The organism is Pelosinus fermentans DSM 17108 (assembly GCF_000271485.2).
Taxonomy (GTDB): domain Bacteria; phylum Bacillota; class Negativicutes; order DSM-13327; family DSM-13327; genus Pelosinus; species Pelosinus fermentans.
The window spans coordinates 1,926,277-1,948,020 of the sequence record NZ_AKVN02000001.1 but is presented as its reverse complement, the minus strand read 5'-3'; the positions used below and the strand labels follow the sequence as shown (position 1 = coordinate 1,948,020).

15 protein-coding genes are annotated in these 21,744 nt (G+C 40.4%); 3 read left to right on the top strand and 12 right to left on the bottom strand.

The features are described from left to right. Positions 1-9 precede the first annotated feature (9 nt). Entirely contained in the window at positions 10-243 is a 234-nt protein-coding gene (locus tag FR7_RS08680; protein ID WP_007930459.1) for a hypothetical protein, read from the bottom strand. 162 nt (positions 244-405) lie between these two features. After that, positions 406-894, bottom strand: coding sequence for a hypothetical protein (locus FR7_RS08675; RefSeq protein WP_237714758.1), 489 nt, complete (start codon positions 892-894; stop codon positions 406-408). Positions 895-1,108: 214 nt separating this feature from the next. Here FR7_RS08675 and FR7_RS23815 point away from each other — a divergent pair, with 214 nt between their 5' ends. Next, a complete protein-coding gene (locus FR7_RS23815; RefSeq protein WP_007930461.1) occupies positions 1,109-1,249 on the top strand; it encodes a hypothetical protein in 141 nt (46 codons plus the stop codon). Positions 1,250-1,371: 122 nt separating this feature from the next. Here FR7_RS23815 and FR7_RS08670 read toward each other — a convergent pair whose 3' ends face one another. After that, positions 1,372-1,620, bottom strand: a complete 249-nt coding sequence (locus FR7_RS08670) for a GlsB/YeaQ/YmgE family stress response membrane protein (RefSeq protein WP_007930463.1) — start codon at positions 1,618-1,620, stop codon at positions 1,372-1,374. Positions 1,621-2,400: 780 nt separating this feature from the next. Here FR7_RS08670 and FR7_RS08665 point away from each other — a divergent pair. After that, positions 2,401-4,656, top strand: a complete 2,256-nt coding sequence (locus FR7_RS08665; RefSeq protein WP_007930464.1) for an AarF/UbiB family protein — start codon at positions 2,401-2,403, stop codon at positions 4,654-4,656. Between the two features lie 129 nt (positions 4,657-4,785). On the opposite strand, the gene FR7_RS08660 is transcribed toward FR7_RS08665, so the two are convergent. The 9 genes from FR7_RS08660 to FR7_RS08620 all read right to left on the bottom strand — a co-directional run bounded on the left by FR7_RS08660 (position 4,786) and on the right by FR7_RS08620 (position 20,250). Next, positions 4,786-5,862 (bottom strand): bifunctional 3-deoxy-7-phosphoheptulonate synthase/chorismate mutase, encoded by a 1,077-nt coding sequence (locus FR7_RS08660; protein WP_007930466.1) that lies wholly within the window; start codon positions 5,860-5,862, stop codon positions 4,786-4,788. Between the two features lie 49 nt (positions 5,863-5,911). Next, positions 5,912-6,613 carry a 4'-phosphopantetheinyl transferase family protein gene (locus FR7_RS08655; RefSeq protein ID WP_237714767.1) on the bottom strand — a complete coding sequence of 234 codons (702 nt, stop codon included), beginning with the start codon at positions 6,611-6,613 and terminating at the stop codon, positions 5,912-5,914. 86 nt (positions 6,614-6,699) lie between these two features. Further along, entirely contained in the window at positions 6,700-8,154 is a 1,455-nt protein-coding gene (locus FR7_RS08650; protein ID WP_007930470.1) for a DHA2 family efflux MFS transporter permease subunit, read from the bottom strand. Further along, on the bottom strand, positions 8,138-8,380 hold the full coding sequence (locus FR7_RS08645) for an MbtH family protein (RefSeq protein ID WP_007952769.1): 243 nt from the start codon (positions 8,378-8,380) through the stop codon (positions 8,138-8,140). The genes FR7_RS08650 and FR7_RS08645 overlap by 17 nt, the downstream gene beginning before the upstream one ends. Next, positions 8,377-15,558, bottom strand: a complete 7,182-nt coding sequence (locus tag FR7_RS08640) for an amino acid adenylation domain-containing protein (RefSeq protein WP_007930477.1) — start codon at positions 15,556-15,558, stop codon at positions 8,377-8,379. Before FR7_RS08640 ends, FR7_RS08645 begins: the two co-directional genes overlap by 4 nt. A 46-nt stretch (positions 15,559-15,604) precedes the next feature. After that, the gene (locus FR7_RS08635) at positions 15,605-16,510 is read right to left on the bottom strand and encodes an isochorismatase (protein WP_007930479.1); all 906 of its coding nucleotides are present in this window, start codon (positions 16,508-16,510) and stop codon (positions 15,605-15,607) included. 31 nt (positions 16,511-16,541) lie between these two features. Next, positions 16,542-18,170, bottom strand: coding sequence for a (2,3-dihydroxybenzoyl)adenylate synthase (locus tag FR7_RS08630; RefSeq protein WP_007930481.1), 1,629 nt, complete (start codon positions 18,168-18,170; stop codon positions 16,542-16,544). Further along, positions 18,167-19,402, bottom strand: coding sequence for an isochorismate synthase DhbC (gene dhbC / locus FR7_RS08625; RefSeq protein WP_007930483.1), 1,236 nt, complete (start codon positions 19,400-19,402; stop codon positions 18,167-18,169). The genes FR7_RS08630 and dhbC overlap by 4 nt, the downstream gene beginning before the upstream one ends. A gap of 62 nt (positions 19,403-19,464) precedes the next feature. Continuing rightward, a complete protein-coding gene (locus FR7_RS08620) occupies positions 19,465-20,250 on the bottom strand; it encodes a 2,3-dihydro-2,3-dihydroxybenzoate dehydrogenase (protein ID WP_007930485.1) in 786 nt (261 codons plus the stop codon). A gap of 933 nt (positions 20,251-21,183) precedes the next feature. Between FR7_RS08620 and FR7_RS08615 the strand changes: the two genes are divergently transcribed. Beyond that, positions 21,184-21,645 carry a hypothetical protein gene (locus FR7_RS08615; protein WP_007930487.1) on the top strand — a complete coding sequence of 154 codons (462 nt, stop codon included), beginning with the start codon at positions 21,184-21,186 and terminating at the stop codon, positions 21,643-21,645. Positions 21,646-21,744 lie beyond the last annotated feature (99 nt).

Below are 21,744 nucleotides of genomic sequence, written 5' to 3'. Positions count from 1 at the left end.
CTAAAATAGTTATCCTCTTATTAAATATTCCAAAAGTAATTTTGCATCCTCTGGTTCAGATGTAATAATTTCAATTTCATCTATTTTGGCTTCACTAAAGATTTTTGATAATGCTAGATACTGGCACAGTTTTGACCTTAAATTTAAACGATCACCCTCAGATGTCACCAATTCAATTTTCCCCTGACATTTGTCAAGAACTGCTAAAAACTTGTCTACATTGGTTATACCTATAATTTTCACAGTATATGACCTCCTCTTATAAATAGAGCTTTGTAGAGTAAAGCATATTCCTAATTTTCGCCATTACCTTAATTTTTCCTTCATCAGGCTGAAGAAAAAAATCCTCTATTCAAATTAAGCAGAGGCCAAAAAGCTACTCTTATCCAGTTGCCAATTTATCGCTTACAATTCTACTGGTTCGTAATGAATCTCCCAACTCAAATTACCTTTACGATTTGAATCTTGGAAAATACGTCTTTCACGCACACTATACCCTACGACAGTGATTTGCGCCGCTCTTTTTTCAGGAGGAAAAATTCGATCCTTTGTTCCAGGATAAATAGTTTCAACTTCACCATTCTCCCACACAATGTTAATCTTTGATTTATCAGCATGCTCACCAGATGCCTGAAAATTAACAACTATTATTTTTTGTGCCAACTTTCCTGCTATGGCTTGCCGTAGTTCCGCCTTACCCTCAAAAGGTACTTCTTTACCGTACATCACGCGCAATGGCGTAATTGTTACTGCGTCATAAGGAATCGCTGTCTCCGCCTGTTCCATGGAAGAGTGGGATGAAGTCTCTTTTTGTCCTATAAAAAATAAATCGCTGCCTGCCATAAGTAAAAGCACCAACATGGCTCCAGCTGTAAAAGACCTCCAATGCATCATGATAATCTCCTTTTACTGACCTACTATATGAAGTAACAAAACAATCCTATTTACGAAGAAAGTATAAGCGCATCTTCTCATTTTGTCAAGAATCCCTCTTTTAAATCAAAAGACAATTTCTTAAATTATCCAGGACCATGATTAAACATTCCATATATTACTTAGCATTTCATTATACATAAAGGAAAAACTATATTTTGAGGGGGTGTTAATTATGTTTCGTCATCATTGGCATCACAATAGAAAATCCCATATGATGGAAGATATGATGGGATCAAAACTAGGTATGGCTTTGACTGCTGGCGCGCTTGTGTATCTTGGTTCCAAACTACTTCGGCGTTTAAAATACCATTAACACCTAATCCTTTGCCCAAGCGACAAGCTTGGGCATTTTTCAATATGGTATTTTAAATGAAAGAAGCCGTCTTCCCCTCAAAGAGGTGGTTGACGGCACAAGACCATGCTGCTAAAAATCGCTTACGCAGCTGTTTTGTTGCGAGTAAACATCCGCAATACCCATAGAAATACAACAGCTCCTATCGTACTTACAACAATAGAACCAATCATCCCATATGCAGATATACCCATCATGTTAAATAAGAAACCACCAACGTAAGCACCTATAATGCCCGTTATTAAATCGCCCCATAAACCAAATCCACCTCCTCGGGAAACCACCCCAGCTAACCATCCAGAGACGATTCCGACAACTAAGAACCATATCATTTTTATCACCTTCTTATTTTAAAGATACTTCTACTGTATCCTTTTTTATTTTTAAATATACAAATAACTATACTATTTTTTGCAAAATTAATTTTATACTAAAAAAAATCGCTCTTCAAAGAGCGATTACATTTTCTCGTATTCAACTTATAGTAACAATTACCAAGTAAAAGTCACGAAATGTGATACAAGAACACTAAATATTAAATAATGAAAGGATTGAATTACCTAACGTATATAATACTAACACTCCAGTAAAGAGTACAATCGGATGACCTTTCCATTCACTGTTATTCAATAAACCCACCTCACTCATTAATGTGAACCGCTTACCATCGGTAGTATTGTTATGGCAGCTTAAAATACATACAAAAAACAGTACCTAACGTGATAGCACCGATACAAAGTGAACCATATACTAAATCTAACAACATTTGTATACCCCCTATATGAATAAAAAAACAGTTACTGCTTCGATCTTTTAAGTACAACGATCGTATATGTAATCGCTATAAAGCTTCACTGAAATTTTAATGATTTGATTTTATTAACATTATAAATGATAAATATGACAGAATTGTGACTAATCAGTCACAATTCTTCATTTCTCCAAATTTGGTATGCATTGTCTTTACTTTCTCTAAAATCAACTTTAGAAGAACGATAAAATCTGCTGAGAAAAAGTATATGCACTGTCATAAGAGGGGATATTTATAAAATACGACTTCAAATGTAAGGCAGCATGAAACAAAGATTTTGTGTTTGATTCAGGAGGTATTCATGTTTGCAAAGAGAGTACGCCATATCAATCGGTATCGTGAAATTGCTACTGCACTGCTAAGTCAAGGGTTCGACTATATTGTAGAAGAAACAGGCTTGATGCAGAAAGTCCCCTATTACCAGCGTGTTCGTCCAGTATTTGCAAAGGAGAATACTGGAGGCGTAGCTGAGCGAATTCGACTGGTTCTTGAGCAATTAGGTCCAACCTATGTCAAACTCGGTCAGATTGCCAGCACACGACCAGACCTTCTTCCCCCGGATATTATTGACGAATTGGAAAAACTTCAAGATGCAGTTCCTGCCTTTCCCTTCACTGATGTGCTTTCTGTACTTCAAGAAGAGCTGGGAGGAACTGTAGAAAATTTTTTTCAGCACTTTGAACCACAGCCGATAGCGGCAGCTTCTATCGGACAAGTCCATAAGGCCGTTTTGAAAACAGGAAGGACAGTTGCCGTAAAAATTCAGCGTCCCAGTATTGCTATTGATATCCAAACAGATTTGGAGATTCTTTATGAGTTGTCTAACTTGGCAGAACGACGTTTTCACTGGGCAAAATCGTATCAGGTCATGGATATGATTGATGAATTCTCAAAATCTCTTCGCAGTGAACTTGACTACACGAGTGAAGCCCGCAATGCAGAAAAAATTTCAAAACAATTTATAAATAATCCCCTGATCTATGTTCCCAAAATCTATTGGGACTACTCCACGGTATTACTTACTATGGAAGAAATTGTTGAAAGACTGGATCCAAGCCTGAACATTCTTGATGTTGCCGAACCATTTGATAGCCAAAATCTTCGACATTACCTGTCCAAACGTGTTATCCTTAGAGAAGCACTACTGAATAAGTTGTGGACTGATGGAGGTTTCTGTATGAAAAAAATATTCCTTTCTCTACTCAGCCTTATACTATTGTGGAGTCCGGTTCTTTCCTATGCCGGACCAAAAGAAGAATATGAGGAAGCCTATTTATTATATATTGCAGCAGGGGCCAGTACAGCGGCTTACAGCGGTCGGGTTGGTGAATTAGCCACCCGGTATCTGGAACAGGACGGATGGCAAATTGATCATTATGTCCAACCACAAGGTCACACTGGCATCCGCTTTCTTGTGGCAAAAAAAGATCTGGATACAAATGTTCCGTTGTATTTTCTAGCAATTGTTGGGACAGAAAGCAATGGAGATATTAAGGCAAACCTAAAGTTTGATAAAGTATATTTTGCAGGCAGCAGTGAAGAAGAATTCTCAGCCAATGCCGCCAAAGAAAAGGTTCCTAATAGTGAACCAAAAGTTCATAGAGGTTTTTACGAGTTTGTGCAGGCCGGTCCCTCTGCAACCTTGCGGGATGCCTACCAGACACCATTTTCTCTACCAGATTTACTTCTAAATGACAGCAGAAACAAGATTTACCTTACCGGTCATAGTTTGGGAGGCGCAGCCGCAACCTTAACCGGAGCAAGGCTGATCAGTATGGGAATTCGCCCTGAGCAAATCAGAGTCATTACCTTTGGCGCTCCTGCAGTGGGTAATGCTGCGTTTGCTGCTAAATTCGAACCCCTTCTTTCTCTGACACGGGTAGTCAATTCCGGTGATCCAGTTACCGGCATCCTGCAAACCTTAGTTGGCGGGTACAAACAGTTTGGCCAAGAAATCAAATGGACTACACCTCCCACCGTTAATGATCCCCATTTATTGATTGGTTACTTAGACTCCGCATTAAAGAATTATTATGATCAACGCCGCCAAGCAGCAGCAGCCGGAATCCATCTGCCTGCTCCGACTGCTGCCGCCAAACGCTCAAATCACGGACGCGTCTACATTGCCCCACTCCAAAATAATCTACCAGCAAGTTTGACAACAGACTTTTGGTATATGAACGAGGCGTTATCTGATGAATACCGACAGACAATACCAAATTATACTTTATCGAATGAAGCGACATCTACTTCATGGCGAGAAGCAGCAATTGCCTCCGGCTGCCAATGGGCGATACTATCTGAAGTGAATGCAATACGCGTAAAGCAAGAAAGAAGCACCTATTACATAGCAATAAGCCAGACAGTGTATGATGTCGCTACCGGCGCTGTTGTTGATACTGCCATTTTTTCCACAGGAACTTACAACTTAACTCCCCTAGAGGCTTTTATCCATGCTTCCAAAGGAATGAATTCCCTCCAGCATACTTGGCTGCGTGATGCAACCATACATGAATCTACCAAAAATCAAGTATACGCCAATCAGCTAGAGCAATAAAAACGCTAAGAAGGCCATGTATATCGCCTCCTTGAAAGGTGAATTCACGGACTTTTTAGCGTTATAGATATGCTAATAGAAAAGCTTCTGACTAACTCTGTGAAGACAGACAACCGTTGCTTTTCTATATTAAACTTTGATGAATTTTGAAGATAACAATTCATTAAAGAAATGATCAAACTGTTTTAAATCCATTTGCTGTGCAGAGTCAGACAGTGCTACAGCAGGATCTGGATGTACTTCAGCCATGACTCCATCTGCTCCAATTGCCATTGCAGCTTTAGCGGCAGGCAATAATAAATCCCTCCGCCCTGTAGAATGAGTTACATCAACAAAAACCGGCAAATGTGTTTCTTGTTTTAATATTGGAACAGCTGAGATATCTAACGTATTTCTAGTTGCGGTTTCATAGGTTCTAATCCCTCGTTCGCAAAGAATAATTTGGTCATTGCCCTGTGACATTATATACTCTGCCGCATTAATAAATTCTTCAATCGTAGCCGCTAAGCCCCTTTTTAGAAGTACAGGTTTCTTCATCCCTCCAGCTTCCTTTAACAGCTCAAAGTTTTGCATATTCCTAGATCCAATTTGAATGACATCAATGTAGTTTGCAGCCATTTTGAGATCAGCAGCATTGACTATTTCACTGATTACTGCCATATCATATTCATCGGCAATACGTTTTAAAATTTTCAAGCCCTCAATCCCCAGCCCCTGGAAGTCATAGGGAGAGGTTCGCGGTTTATAAGCTCCTCCTCTTAAAAGTTTCAGGCCCTTTTCCTTCATGGCGTTTGCTACTGCAGCTACTTGTTCATAGGATTCTACAGCGCAAGGTCCAAATATGAAATGCTGTTTATTATCACCAATTTGTTCACCTCTAAGGTTTACGATGGTATTCTCTGGCTTGTACTTACGTGAGACGAGCAGCGCCTTGCGGTGATCATTTTTATTAAGTTCTAATCCAGCTTTAAAAATTTCCTTAAAAATATGCTCAATGGTTGATTTTTTGAAAGGGCCATTATTATAGTCATGAATGTTATCCAGCATTTTTCTATCACTGATCGGATCGTATTGGTGAATTTCTTGGGTTCCCTTGGCTTGCTCTATATCTTGAATCAGTTTACCTCTTTCATTAATTAACTTTAATATCTTCAAATTTACATCGTCGACTCTTGTTTGCAATTGACGTAATTCGTTATTACTCATTATTGTCACCCTTTCGTCATTTGATTTAATTATTGGCTCTTGATCTGCGCTAAGAAATCTTTAAATCATTGCATATCTTATTGAAAGAAACTAAAAAAGGTAATTTCGCAAAGTGATTCCTATTATCATGATTTGCACAAACTGAAAGCCTATACTGATTATTAATCTTATACTGTTTACAAGTAAAATCTGTAATTGCTTTACCTGTGTTCATATCCGTCAATGTTATCCTATCGGAGGTATGTTTTTTCACATTAAAAGAATTTAAAGGAATAGACAATCCTCTGCCTTGTGCTTTCACATAGCTCTCTTTTAAAGTCCATATATCATAAAAGAAAGTGTTTCTTTCCTTTTTTGTATTCAACAACTCCCAATATTCTCCTCTTGTAAAAAATCCTTTTGCCATTTGCCAATCAAAAGGTAGAATTTTTTCTATATCAACTCCAATTCTTTTATTATGAACAGCGCATACTACCCAGTCTCCAGAATGGGATACGTTGTAATGAAAAAAAGGATATTGACATAAAAATGGTTTTCCGTAAAAATTTTTATCAAATTCTAATTGTTTTGGAATAGAACCATATCGTTTATATAGAGCAAATCGTACCAAGAGTTCTCCCAATAATGTCCGATATGCATCATTGATTTTAACAAATTTTTTAATACGCTCCTGCTTCTCAGACGAAACGTTGGTCAGCAGTTTCTCTAAAACAATTCGATTCTTCTCTTTTGGTAATTCGCAAAGATACACTTCGATCAATGTACTGTAACCTCCCTCCAATACGTATAAAATTTCCCTTCCTCTAACCTAAAGATATATTTAGTATGTATGACGCATTACTCGCTTACTTTTACAATTGCCCCCATCTCAGAGTTTTGCGCAGGAGATTGCTTTGGCACGACAGCTGCAATATCCGCATTCCGAATTCCCAGGGCAAAAAACAGACCCACCAATAAAAAAGCAGCAGAACCAAGCAATGTGAACTGATAAGCTGCTAAAAGAGGCTGTTCTATCCCATTTGCACCAGTAGTCCCAGTACCGAATGCCCCAAGAAGGCTGGCCAACAATACTACACCAAGGGCTGAAGCAATTCGATTTTGAACGTTGAACAATGTCGTTGCCCTCCCCATTGAAGCAGGAGTGATGTTATTGAAGGTAAGGAACTGTACCGCAACCACAGCGTGGCCTAAGAAAAATCCGATGTTAAAGAATAAAGATCTAAGAAACCATAAATTTGTTTCTGGTCCAACCATACTTAACAGCACAAACACTACTATCGTGCCAAGTAATCCAATGGAAATAACTTGCCGCCCACCTAACTTTTTGTATGACCAAGGCATTAATCGGGATGCAAGCATCAACCCCAATGCTTCTGGAAAAATAATAAGCCCACTTTCTAAAGCTGATGCATTTATTGTATTTTGGTACATCAAGGGAAAAATAAAGAGTATCCCTACTAAACCAGCAACTGCAAATAGTGAGATTATACTCATCGTGCGAAACAATCGATCAGATAATAAACGTAAATCGAGCATCGGTTTTTCCACACGCAGTTCAACTAAAACTAAAATGCAAACCATAATGAGGCCACAAATTCCTGTGCCAAGGATAACTGGAGAACTCCATCCTTGAGAAGAACCTTGAATAAGCGCATACATCAACATAGAAAAACCCGGAGCTGACAGTAAGAAACCCGGCAGGTCTATAGGGCCTGCCTCGGGCTCTTTGTGTTCAATAAGAAACAGGAAACCAAACAGCAATGCTACAATCCCTAAAGGAAGATTGATGTAGAACACCCACCGCCAAGATAACTGTTCTACAAATACTCCACCAATGATTGGACCAAGAGCAGGTGCAATCGCAATGGGAAAAACAAGAGATCGAGATACTTTTAGCCGTTCTTCGGGAGAAAATATTCTAAACAACATTGCCATTCCCACTGGAGTAAGCAATCCTCCTCCAGCCCCCTGAAGTACGCGAAATACATTCAAAGTCTGAAGATTATCAGCAAATCCACATAAGACTGATGCAAATGTAAATAGACTTAGCGCAATTAAAAAAATCCTCTTGGTTCCAAATCGATCCCCAAGCCATCCTGCCATTGGAAGAAACACAGCAATACTTACTAAGTATCCAACATTAATTCCACTGGTAGCCGTTGGAGGAATTTGAAATTCATTACTAATAGCAGGCAGGGCTACATTTACAATCGTCCCGTCCATTGCAGCCATAAACATAGCTGTTACATATACAATACTAACCACTAATTTAGGATTAAGCTGTATCCTCATTGTCACTCTCCTTACTAAGACTTGTGACAGACTTTAGACTATTGGGGCGCATATCGCACCATTGCGAGTTGATGTAGTCTAGGCATACCAAGCGACTTTCTTCTCCATATACAACAGCCCATCCAGCAGGTACATCCAGAAAAGCAGACCAGAGAGAATATTGACCTTCCTCATTCATCAATACAACATAGGTACCGTTTTCGTTCTCAAAAGGATTGATCATCATTTATCTCCTCCTTCATTAGTTACTGCTACACACAGTTTGCTTGCAAGTATCTGCCCAATCGCAGCAAGTGGTCCGGGCTGGCACATATCCTTGTGACGACACTCAATATCATATTGCTCAATTTGTCCATCAATATAAGGCTTCCATGATTCTGGGTAAATGGGATCAAACCACTCTGGTATTATGGTCGATCTAAAAAACAAGATATTCCCATTAAAGGGTTTAGGCCGGTATTGACTCAAAATACGAACTGAATTCACATATGTTTCTTTGAGGTTCAAAATAGTCCTCTCTTCTAAACTTGCTAATGCGCTTCCATCCCGACGAAGTATTTCAATCGTACTAGCAACATCTAACGGTTTATCTCCTAGACCTTCGGGATCATAACCACCTAAAGCAAGCAGGGCAATAAGTGATTCTTCCTCATCAGGAGCATCTTTAATCGGCAAAAAGTGACTTGGATAAGCGTCGAGCATGGCAACAAGATTGATTGTTTCCCCTTGATTTTGCAGCTGAGTTGCCATTGCCTGTATGATGTTTCCTCCGAGAGACCATCCGAGTAGATGGTAAGGACCGACTGGCTGAATGGTACGGATATGCTTGATATAATCAGCTGCCATTTCATCCAGTGTCTGGGGAAATTCTACTAATTCAGAAATACCCCGAGCTTGTAACCCATAGATTGGATAATCGGTTCCTAAGGATGTCATCAGTCCTGCATAGCACCAGCTAAGCCCTCCTGCTGGATGCACACAAAAGAGTGGGGGTTGTTCTCCATTGGATCTAAGAGGCAGCAGAACATCCAATGCACTTTGGCTAGTACCCATTTCAAGTCGTTCGGCAAGACCAGCAACCGTAGGAGCCTCAAATAAATTGCCAATATTCAATTGAACTCCGAGGGATTCACGAATTTTACTCATTAAATGCACAGCAAGCAGAGAATGACCTCCTAGGTCAAAGAAACCATCATCAATACCAACACGTGGCAAATCGAGAACTTCCATAAACAGATCACGAAGTACCTCTTCTTGAGGTGTTCTAGGTCCACGTCCTATTACTACTGCACCAAAATCAGGTGCCGGTAAGGCTTTACTATCAAGCTTTCCATTCGATGTCAACGGTAGACCTGCAATTTCTACAAAAGCAGAAGGAATCATGTAGTCAGGGAGAACATCGGCGACATATCGCCGCAAATGAGCTGAATCAAAACTGCTTTTTACGGCAGATACAACATAAGCGACTAGACGCTTATCGCCTGGCTGGTCTTCACGAACGATCACCGCAACTTGCTCAACATTAGAATGTTTTGCAAGTACAGCCTCAATTTCCCCCAGTTCAACACGGAACCCCCGAATCTTAATCTGATGATCTGCACGCCCCATATAATCTAAAGAACCATCCTCATGAAAGCGAGCTAAATCACCCGTACGATACATTCGAGTACCTGAGGAACTAAATGGATTCGCTACAAAACGCTGAGCCGTCAGACCAGGTCGCCCTAAATAACCACGAGCGAGTCCAGCTCCAGCAACATATAGTTCCCCCACTACTCCAGGCGGAACTGGCTGTAAGTGAGCATCTAATACGTACACATCAAGATCTGTTATACCACAACCAACAAGACTGTTTCCTTTCCTAGAAGCAATGTTCTTGTTAAGCGCAAGGTAGCTGACATGTACAGTCGTTTCCGTGATGCCGTACATATTGATAAGAGTTGGAGCATTTTCTGGATGCCTGCTATACCAATCTTCCAATCGACTAAGCTCAAGTGCTTCACCACCGAAAATCACGAAGCGCAAGGAAAGCTCCTGCCCAAGATCTGGACATTCTCGATCAGCCTGCATTAATTGATAGAATGCTGATGGGGTCTGGTTAAGAACAGTTACCTTTTCACTCACAAGCAGTTGTAAAAACTCTGCTGGTGATCGACTAATGGAAAGAGGTACGACAACTAGGCGACCTCCATGCAGCAACGCCCCCCAAATCTCCCACACGGAAAAATCAAATGCGTAAGAATGAAACATTGTCCACACATCATCTGAATCAAAATGGAACCAATGTTCAGTCGTTCCAAAAAGTCTAACGACATTTTGATGGGGAATGACTACGCCTTTTGGCACACCCGTTGAACCAGAAGTATAAATAATATACGCTGAATGAAAAGGTGATAATGGTTGAACACGGTCAGCATCAACCGGATTGGCAGCTGGATACTGTTTTAATCCCTCTATTGTACTAACTTCATCAAGAATAACTTGTATTCCATTCCTTATCATAGGCAGCTTTGACGCTACATTCAAATTTGTAAAAATGCACGTAGGCAGCGCATCGCCAAGCATAAACGCGATCCGATCACTTGGATATTCTGGATCTATAGGCAGATATGCTGCACCTGCCTTGAGTACAGCAAGCATACCCACAATCATTTCTAATGATCTAGGCAAGACTAACGCAACAAATTGTTCCGGTCCTACTCCCTTGGCAATCAGCAGATGGGCAAGTTGATTGGCTCTCCTGTTTAGCTCTTCATAGGTAAATGCTGCATCCTCAAATACCACCGCAATTTCTTTAGGGCTTCGGGTAACTTGTTCCTCAAACAATGTCGTTAAACAATTTGATCGTGTTTCTTCTGAAGTTTGATTCCAATCGATGAGTATCTTTTGGCGTTCTTCTGAGGATAGGATTTCTAAACGTCCAATCAGCTGATCTGGATCAGAAGAGGCAGCTTCCAATAGCCTCAGCATACGGTCGATAAGAAGCTTAACCGTGTCACGTTTAAATAAATCTGTACTATATTCGAGAAACCCATTCAGACCAGCCGGATGCCCCTCTTTAGTATGCAACTCTCGAAGTTCCATCGTAAGATCAAACTTTGCTGCACCTACACTATGAAGCTGAAAATCACTTTGAAGATCAGACATTTCCAGATTAGGATCAGGCGTATTCTGTAATGCCAACATGATCTGAAACAGAGGATGTCTTGCTCTTGACCGAACTGGATTAAGAGCCTCAACAAGCCGCTCAAAAGGTAAGTCTTGATTTTCATAAGCATTTAGATTAACCTTTCGGACTCTATTCAAAAGTTCACGGAAGCTAGGATCACCAGATGTGTCTGTACGCAGCACTAAGGTATTAACGAACAATCCTACAAGATTGCCTAAAGCATCATCACTGCGCCCGGCAATTGGACTGCCAATAGGAATATCAGTACCTGCACCAAGCCGGGTAAGCAATGCAGCAAGCCCAGACTGCAATACCATAAATAAGCTGGTACCGCTCCCCTTGGCAAGAGCAAGTAAGCGACGATGCAGTTCTGGATTGATATAAAACTCCAGCGTTTCACCACGATAACTAGCCTCCTCTGGACGTTTGTAATCTGTAGGATATTCTAACTGATCCGGCAGATTAGCAAGTGCCTCCTTCCAGAATTCAAGTTGTTTGTAAGCCAAACTATCTTCATTATTCTCATTGCCCAAAAGCTCTTCCTGCCAAAGGGCGTAATCAGCATACTGTACCGGTAACGGCGGCCAATTAACAGTTGCACCAGAGCGACGTGCATTATAGGCTGCACTAAGATCACGTGTAAGTGGTGTTAGCGACCATCCATCTCCTACAATATGATGTAATAAAAGCAGCAGAACATGTTCATTTGGTCCAAGTATATAAAGTTGTGCGCGAATGGCTGGTTCTGCTGCCAGATCAAAACGATATCGCACAGCATCAGTAAGCTTATTTTGAAGTTCGGTCTTACTGATATTCGAAATAAGCAGCTCTACTTTTGCCGCAGCAGCATCTAAAACGCATTGATGGGAGATGCCCATCGTCTCCGGGAAGATAGTACGCAAGATTTCATGACGTTCAACCACATCATTCATAGCTCCCTGCAACGCACTTCGGTCTAGTTTTCCCGACAGGTGTACAACCATTGGAATATTATAGGTTGGACTAGGACCTTCCAGGCGGTAAAGGAACCATAGGCGGCGCTGTGCGAAAGAAAGGGGGATCTTTGAGCGTTTTACAGCTTTATGCACAGGTAATCGTGCACTCTTGCCGCTGCTCAGCTGCTCTACGAGACCTGCAACTGTAGGCGATTCAAAAATTTTACCAATGCCTAGTTCGACACCAAAAGTGTCACGTATGCGAATCATTAGAATGGATGCAAGAAGAGAATGACCACCTAAATCAAAAAAGCTATCATCGATCCCAATATGAGAAATCCCCAGAACCTCGGCAAACAAATCCCTCAAAATTCCCTCTTGGGGCGACCTAGGCCCGCGGCTAGTAGCTATTGCAGAGAGATCAGGTACCGGCAGCTCTTTACGATTAATCTTGCCATTTGGTGTCAGCGGCAACTCGCTCATTAGCACGAATGCGGAAGGTACCATATAATCTGGCAGACGACTCCCCATATACTGACGGAGCTCGGCTGAATCCGGACTATTGTTCAAAGCAGGAACAATATAGGCTACCAAACGCTTATCTCCTGGCTGATCTTCACGAACAATAACCGTAACCTGGTCAATAGCAGAATGCTTGGCAAGTACAGCCTCAATTTCTCCAAGCTCTATTCGAAAACCACGCATTTTAATTTGATGATCAGCGCGGCTAATGTAATCTAAAGAACCGTCAGGACTCCAACGAACAAGGTCGCCAGTTCGATACATTCGACTTCCCTTAGGACCATAAGGATTCGCAACAAAGCGTTCAGACGTCAAAGCTGGACGACCTAAATAACCGCGAGCGAGTCCCGTACCAGCAATATATAAATCTCCTGCAACTCCCGGAGGAACTGGCTGTAAACCAGAATCTAACACATACATCTGAGTATTCCAAATTGGCTTTCCGATAGAAGGTACTCCCGTCTGCTCAGGATCAAGGGTAACTGCGGTTGACCAAATCGTCGTTTCAGTTGGTCCATATAGATTGGTAACTTCGCAGCCTAAACCATGCAAAGCGGCTGCAAGACTGATTGGAAGTGCTTCTCCTCCAACCAGAACTCTGAGTCCACGTAACGCATTTGGATAGTTTGTCACTAGGACATGCCAAAGCGTTGGCGTAGCTTGCATAATCGTAATATTGTTTTTTTCGATCATATTTGTTAAGGCTAGAGGATCTTGAACGGTTTCCTTTTCAGCAATGATACAACTTGCTCCAGTGATAAGAGGAAGAAATATTTCCAAACCTGAAATATCAAAAGCGATAGTAGTTACGGCAAGAAGTCGATCTTGCTGAGTTAGTGAAAAATGGCTTTGCATTGATTGAAGAAAATTAATTAAACTTTCCGATAGAACGACAACACCTTTTGGCTTGCCCGTAGAGCCCGACGTATAGATCATATAAGCTGGATTAATTGGTGAAATAACTACTTTACGCTGTAAGCTCAATACGTTAGTGTCAGGATAATTCTCAAGTGTCCCAGCAATCTCTGCTGTATCAATTACAATCCTGAACTGGGTACTAGCAACGGGTACTTTTGATGCAACTGCTGTACTTGTAATCATGCAAACAGGCTGGGCATCACTTAGCATAAATTCAATCCGGTCTGCTGGATAATCTGGATCAATGGGCAAATACGCAGCTCCCGTCTTAAGAACAGCCAGCATGGCGATAACCATTTCTACTGAACGTGGCATTGCTAAAGCCACAAATTTCTCAGGTCCCAGCTTTTGATCAATCAATAGATGAGCAAGACGATTTACCCTTTTATTTAACTCCTTATAACTAAGAACGGTGTCCCCACATACTAGGGCAGTCAACTCAGGATTTTCAGAAACTTGTTTCTCAAACAATGTTGGCAGGTCAACAGACGGTAATGTTTGGGCCGTTTGATTCCAATGAACCAATACCCGTTCACACTCCTCAGGCAAGAGAAGCTCCATTTTTCCTATGAGTTGATCCTGCTTCGCAGTTGCAATTTTTTCAAGAAAGCCTAGAAAGCGTTTCTGGTGAATAGCCAAATCGCTGGGACTGTAAACTTCAGGATTAGCCTCTAAATCAATTCTTAATCCATTTCCATCTGATTTGTTATAAACGTTAATAGACAAATCATCAACAGGACCGGTCGCTAACTTATGTATAATCCCTTTATTCCCAGCAAAGTCCAGCCCATACTCAAAAGGCATTATATTAATTTGCGGACCGAATAATCTCTGATTCTCGCCAAGCAGCTTAAGATCACGACGTAGTTCCTCATGTCGGTAATTTTTATGTCGCCCCGCGCTGCGCACTTCTTTTGAAACTTGTTTTACCAGTTCTGTAAATTCCATATCTGGTCGTACTAGCAAACGAAGCGGCAGCAAATTCATTACCATGCTAGGAATATTCAGTGAAGCGGAGCCTAACCGTCCCATCATTGGCAAACTAAGAATTACATCTTGTGCCCCTGTCAAACGGTGTACATAAACAGCTGTTGCTGCAATCAGCGTTTCATGCCAGCTTCCTTTAAAATTGCGCGCTGCGGTCTGCAAGGAATGCGTGATAGACGGTGATAAGTTAGCGGTCTGGCGAAAGACGCTCTTAGAAGTCCTAGGTGCTCGATTTGCTAAACTAATAACCTCCGGTCCATCTGCAAAACGTTCTAGCCAAAACTGACGATCCCGCAAAAAATTCTCTGAGGCACGATACGATACGTCTTCTTCCAGAACCAAACGTAAAGGAGCAAAAGCACCTTCATCATAAGCAAGATTATTTATAAGTGCAGTGTAAAGGCTAGCCACGCGCTGCGAAATAAGTGAAAAACCAAATCCATCCATTACAATGTGATGAATACGCTGATACCAGAAAAAGCGATTGGATGAAACTTTAAATAAAGCTTGGCAGAAAAGAGGATCCAGTCTGAGATCAATCGGACTTGCAAGGTCATCATTCATCCACTTTTGCGCTGCTTGCTGCGGGTGTTCCTCTGCACTGACATCGAAAACATGTAAAGGAAATTCAGAAGCAGGGCGGATAACTTGCCATGGTCCCTGTTCATTTACGCCAAATTTAACATGTAACGATTCTGTTTCCCTTACACCCTGCCTCAGCGCTTGTTCAAAGCATTCTAAATCAATTTCCCCATTAATTTCTATATATTCACCAGCATTATAAATCGGATTTTCTGGCTCAAGTTGTTGAGCGAACCAGATACCAGATTGCGCACCGGTCAAGGTCCAACGAGCTTCTTGACAATTTGGCATTCTTTCATGACCTCCTTTATAATTAGCATTTATGATACAGCGTTTCTTATTTTGCAGATGATAATAGATTCCACCAAGCAGAAATCGTCGGTCCTGCAGCAAGCTTCACAAAAGTAACATCAGCCCCTTTACTGCGCCATCTCTCAACAAGACTCATCATTCTAATTGAATCTAAACCCCTGTCAATTAAATCCTCGTTGTCATCAATATCTGATGGTGATTCGCCAAGAAGTTCAGCAACTTGCTGGCGCACAAGCGGCTGTGTCAGACTGTGTAAATTCGCTTTTGTTACCGCTTTGTTAGATGATAGCTGAATGCTTTTCAATTGCTCTAGCAGCAACGCTGTTGAAATAGTTACTGCACAACGATCAGCCGCATATGTCATCGCCATCTTATGATGATCTGCAGAAAAATCTGCTACTGCATCGCACACAAAGAAGGTTTCCATGTCTTGCATAAAGGCATCACATGCTGTTAAAAGACAACCAATATGAGCATAAACACCACAAATAATCAGTTGATCACGCCCTTGTTCCTGCATGATTTCCATAAGTTTGGTTCTCTTAAATGCACTGTATCGCCACTTTGTAAGCACAGTGTCGCTTGCGTTAGGCGCAACCTCATCTATTACTTTTGTTTGAGAAGGATCATCAGCAAGTCCTGGTCCCCAGAAATCTTGAAGAAGTGCTCGATCTTCAGGTCTCTGATCACCTGGCTGTGCCGTATAAACAATGGGTATACCAAGTTCTGTACATTGGGCTTTTAATAATTGTATATTCTCGATAAGCTGTATTATTGGTGATTCCCCCAAGGTATAAGCATTAAGAAAATACTGTTGCATATCATGAATGAGAAGTACCGAACGTTTCGGATTTGCTTTCCAGGATACTCTGTTTTGAGGAAAATCTGATGCCATAGGCATGGAATATGGTGAGATAGCAGGAATAGCCATCGAATCACTCCTTTATTTTTATATACCTTTATCAATTTGCAGCAGCACGGACTATAAGTTTCTTAGCAATCATCTGACGCAATTTTTTCTTACTTACTTTTCCTAATGGAGTATAAGGAAACGAATGGATAAATTCAATCCGGTCAGGAATTTTAAAAGCAGCGATTCCACGTTCCCTTAAAAATCTTTTAAGCTCACCCGCAGTTGGAGTTTGGTGGCGTGGTATTACAAAAGCACATGATCTTTCCCCAAGAAATTCGTCGGGCATTGAAACAATTGCTGCATCAAGTACAGCATCATGAGCAAGGAGATGATTCTCAACTTCTTCCGCTGCAACTTTTTCACCACCACGATTGATTTGATCCTTATCGCGGCCTTCCACGACAAAATACCCAGACTCATTGACTTTTACCAAATCCCCTGTTCGAAAAAAACCATCGGGAGTAAATGCCTTAGCATTATGTTCTTCAGCTTTGTAATACCCACGAATGGTATAAGGTCCTCTTGTCAATAATTGTCCAACGCTGCCTGGCTCCACATCAACATCGTCTTCATCCACTATCCGAATTTCATCATACTTTGACATGGGTCTCCCTTGCGTACTCACAATCGTTTCTTCAGAATCGTCTAATCTTGTATAATTAACTAACCCTTCGGCCATGCCAAACACTTGCTGCAGCATACAACCAAATGCAGGTTTTACTCGACGCGCCGCTTCCTCACTGAATTTAGCTCCACCAACTTGCAGCACTTTAAGACTAGACAAGTCATAATGGCGGGAAGATACAGCTTCAAGCCATATTAAAGCAAGTGGCGGTACAAGCGCCGTAATCGTAACGCCTTCACGCTCAATAAGAGGAAATGCTTCATCCGGGCTAGCCCCAGCTGCAAGAACAACTCTACCGCCTGCATACAACGTGCCAAGTACACCAGGTGAACTAAGGGGATAATTATGCGCAACAGGGAGAGCAGCAAGATATACACTATTCTGATCCATTTGACAAATCTCATCACTGACTCTCAAACTATATATATAATCGTCATGTGTTCGGGGAATTAACTTGGATAATCCGGTACTCCCCCCAGACAATTGAAGAAAAGCAATATCCCCAGGGCTTACTTCTGGTGGTTCAGTAAGAGTATCTGCATACAGATCTGCCAAAGATATAAATTCCTCAGAATCACCTGTTACAATTACATGCTGTAAGGTTGAAACTGTACTTTTAACCTCTCTTGCAAGTGTACGATAGTCAAACTCAGCGTAAATATCTGGGATAACGTAGGCAACGGCTTCAGTAAACTCACAAAAATAGTTAATTTCACTGCTTCGGTGTGAAGGGAGAGCAAAGACAGGCAATGCCCCCAACCTGAATAATGCAAAAATAACTGTAAAAAACTCAATTACATTAGGAAGGTGAAGTACCACACGATCTCCCTTCTTTATGCCTAGTGCCTGAAATCCAGCAGCTAAACGGTCAGCTTCATTGTCTAATGCTGCATAACTGAGACTTATTTCTCCGCTTGTAATGGCAATGCGTTCACGTTGGCTTTTAGCACGTTCACGCAGCATTGTGCCAAATGTTTCCCCGCGCCAGCAGTTCTCCCTCCTGTAGAAATCAACAAACTCTTTAGGCCAAGAAGGATATTTAGTTAGCATCATTTATATATCACATCCTTACTCAGTCCCATAGCAAACAGCATGGTACGAAACTTTGCTGACGTTTCTGCCAATTCTTCTTCTGGGGTTGATTCAGCAACCACTCCAGCTCCTGCGAACAACCGAAGGGAATGTGCCTCTACCTCTGCGCAGCGAATAGTGACTGCCCATTCACCATCACCATTTGCATCGCACCAGCCAACCATCCCGGCAAAAAATCCTCGGTCAAATGGTTCAATTTCTCCAATTGCCTCTCGTGCTAGCTCCCTAGGAGCCCCGCAAACAGCAGGAGTCGGATGAAGAGCGATTGCCAGCTCTAAAGAAGAAGTCGAAGGACTTGCAATCTCCCCCTTTATCACTGTTGAAAGATGCCACATTGTCTCTGTATGCATTAATGAAGGCTTGTCCGGCACATCCAATGTAAGACAATAAGGTCTAAGAGCATCAGCAACTGCACTAACAACAACCTGATGTTCATGTAAATCCTTAGTAGATGAAAGCAGCTCTGCAGCTAATCGCTGATCTTCTGCAGGATCTTCACTGCGAGGTCTAGAGCCTGCCAATGGATTAGCCATCAAATGTAATCCCGTTTTTGTAACAAGCAGTTCAGGGCTGGCTCCAATTAATGTTCTGCCTGTTGAGAAAGAGACCGTTAAGCCAGATTTATCTAAAATAGTCTTAGGCAAATCAACGGCAAAAGTATAGCCAAGAGTATTGTGTTGTGCTAAATTATGAAGCAGCTGATGGATATTTACTGTTGTCGATGAAGTAAGGTGCAGAGATCTTGATAAAACAATTTTACTAAGATGACCATTCTTTATATAATGAATCCCTTTTCCTACCCCTTCTTTATATTGAGCAGGTTCCGGTACAAATTTAATTTGATATGTAGATGCCATCGACGATTGCAATGGATTGACAGAATCGAATTGTGACGGAGTTGATAACTTCATCGTTTCAGGTACAATCAATTGGACATTCTTTTTATAATCAAATGGCACTGCTCCTACAACTACTGGATTGCTATAACCATGCTCTTTAGCATTTTCTAATGCAACCAAAACACGTTCAGCAAGACATTCCAATTGATTCTCTTTTTTGGGATCACTTGGAATCACAGCAAAAGAACCTTTTCCCAACAGCGTTCTCTTTGGTGAAGCGAAGAAAAAATCACCAACCTGATAATCATTTAAAAGCTGTTTTTCTAATACTGCAGAATTACTCTGATGTTTCATATTTTTTATTGCCTCCTTTATTAACTAAATATCCTATATTCAAAGAGATCGTTAAGCGCATTTTAGACTCCTAAAGTAGCTCCGCCATCCACACACAAGTCAATCATTGTAATATGATTGGCCCGCTCAGAAGCTAAAAAGAGGGCAGCATCTGCTATGTCAGAAGGTGTTGCTATTTTTTTTAGTGGAATTCCTATTTTAAATGCTTCAGGAGAACCTTCAATAACAGCTCGTGCTCCATTCTCATCTTTCCACAGAGACCATTGCATTTCAGTATCTGTAGACCCAGGTGAAACTATATTGCAACGAATATTATACTGAGCCAGTTCTAAGCCTAAACATTTAGTAAACATGGTGGCAGCAGCTTTGGAAGCTGCATAAGCTGCCATTGATATTCGAGGAACTCTTGTGGCATTTGACCCAACAGTTACAATTGATCCTTTTTGGCGAGAAATCATGTGCTTACTCACAGAACGGGATACATTAAAGACCCCTGTTGAGTTAACTGCAAAAGTCTTCTCCCAATCCTGATCACTAAGTGAACTAATTAAGTCTATACGTAGTACACCAGCAACATTTACTAAAATATCAATAGGACCAATATCATCTTCAATCAAATCTACAACTGTAGTAACAGCTTTACTATCACTGATATCTACAGGAAATGCCTCTACATTGCACCCTTGTAACTTCAATTCGTTTACAAGACTATTAAGTTTTGCTGCATTATGATCTAATATAGCAACAACTGCACCGGATTCAATTAATGCCCGAACGACAGACTCTCCAATGCCTTGGGCACCTCCTGTAACAAGCGCAATCTTCCCTTTCATTTTTAAATAGTTCATCTTACCATTTCCTTTCTTTAAACATTGACCGATAAACTAAGGTATAACACTATCCTTAAAAATAAAAACATAATTGAGTTACTTGCGATATTAGTGATTAATTACTATTAGAAATCAACATAGCTCTAATAAATTTACAGTAATCCCCCCCTTTATCTTCCATTGTCAATCTATCTTTCAAGCAATTCATTGATAATAATTATCAATATCATTATTCAATATAATACCAATTTAAAAAATACCAGTAAATGGATATATTTCCAAATATTAATGTATTTTTTCCCGATGATATTCTCTAAATAAAATTCTGCGGTAAATATGGAGTATACATTTTAACGTTTTATATATCATATAAGTCACCCCCTACGAAGAACTAAGGACGCAAATTGCCCCAATCTAGTTAACTGCATAATTTAGCCAAATTATGTAGTTATATAAAAAAGCAAAAAAGCAGGCAAAATAGCCTGCTAATTTTTTTATCTATATTAAGTTATGTTTTTGTACCTGTAACAGTAATTCAAAAGCACTAAAACAAAAAAGACTCAGTGAACATAAAAAAGAGCTTGCATCTCTGCAAACCCTTGAATTTACTGGTGACACACCGGGGAATCGAACCCCGAACCTACTGATTAAGAGTCGTAATTTGAGCATATTTTCATTATGGTCGATTGTCGGATGTGTTGATAGTACTGCACGTGTTAAATGATTACTAATTAACATTACTGCTTGTTATTGTTTGTTGTGGCAACGGTTTTGGCAACGATAAGATTGAAGCAACATATCTATTTAAATAATATTTTCCTTGATTATAATATGCAAATTTCAATAATTCGCCCAGCCATTGCGTTGGGCTTTTTTCATGATTAAGCAGGAATATAATGTTATTTGTTGTAAATATAATTTAATATCTTAATAAAAGAGTGAGGTTAAAACGTGGGTAAAGGTTTTTGGATTTCAGTTGCCGCTATATTAATAATAGCAATGGTGTCATTTGCTATTTCGGAGAAAAACAGAGAAGATGAAGCAAATAGTAAAATAATAAAGGACATGCCAACAACATACGCAGAAGGATTAAATTATTTAAAACGATCAGATTATGAAAAGGCATCCCAAAAATTTTCTTTATTCCATTATAAAAATTTAGACAAATTTGTAATTGATTACAAAGAGAAAAATTTTCCTAATGGAAAGCACCTTTACAATTACGCCAATGCAATGTTTTATGATGGTAAAGCCGAATTTAATTTTGTTGACAAATATATGGCTGAAATCCCAAGTGATTATTCAGGGGAATTTTCAGAAGAAATATTAAAAATGAAAAAGATAGATTGGGCGAAAAAAGCTGATGATAGAGCAAAGATTCAAGTAGATAATTTCATGAAATCCAGGCAATAAAATTAAACTCCCCATGCTATTAAGCCGGGAGTTTCTCTATTTTGCAACATTTACTAGCACAGATATATCCTTATTTATGATATAATAATCATTATTATG

Excerpts from the sequence above, each read along its gene's own strand:
- FR7_RS08675 (WP_237714758.1), bottom strand. The coding sequence starts at position 894 with ATGATGCATTGGAGGTCTTTTACAGCTGGAGCCATGTTGGTGCTTTTA.
- FR7_RS23815 (WP_007930461.1), top strand. The coding sequence starts at position 1,109 with ATGTTTCGTCATCATTGGCATCACAATAGAAAATCCCATATGATGGAA.
- FR7_RS08670 (WP_007930463.1), bottom strand. The coding sequence starts at position 1,620 with ATGATATGGTTCTTAGTTGTCGGAATCGTCTCTGGATGGTTAGCTGGG.
- FR7_RS08665 (WP_007930464.1), top strand. The coding sequence starts at position 2,401 with ATGTTTGCAAAGAGAGTACGCCATATCAATCGGTATCGTGAAATTGCT.
- FR7_RS08660 (WP_007930466.1), bottom strand. The coding sequence starts at position 5,862 with ATGAGTAATAACGAATTACGTCAATTGCAAACAAGAGTCGACGATGTA.
- FR7_RS08650 (WP_007930470.1), bottom strand. The coding sequence starts at position 8,154 with ATGAGGATACAGCTTAATCCTAAATTAGTGGTTAGTATTGTATATGTA.
- FR7_RS08645 (WP_007952769.1), bottom strand. The coding sequence starts at position 8,380 with ATGATGATCAATCCTTTTGAGAACGAAAACGGTACCTATGTTGTATTG.
- FR7_RS08640 (WP_007930477.1), bottom strand. The coding sequence starts at position 15,558 with ATGCCAAATTGTCAAGAAGCTCGTTGGACCTTGACCGGTGCGCAATCT.
- FR7_RS08635 (WP_007930479.1), bottom strand. The coding sequence starts at position 16,510 with ATGGCTATTCCTGCTATCTCACCATATTCCATGCCTATGGCATCAGAT.
- FR7_RS08630 (WP_007930481.1), bottom strand. The coding sequence starts at position 18,170 with ATGATGCTAACTAAATATCCTTCTTGGCCTAAAGAGTTTGTTGATTTC.
- dhbC (WP_007930483.1), bottom strand. The coding sequence starts at position 19,402 with ATGAAACATCAGAGTAATTCTGCAGTATTAGAAAAACAGCTTTTAAAT.
- FR7_RS08620 (WP_007930485.1), bottom strand. The coding sequence starts at position 20,250 with ATGAACTATTTAAAAATGAAAGGGAAGATTGCGCTTGTTACAGGAGGT.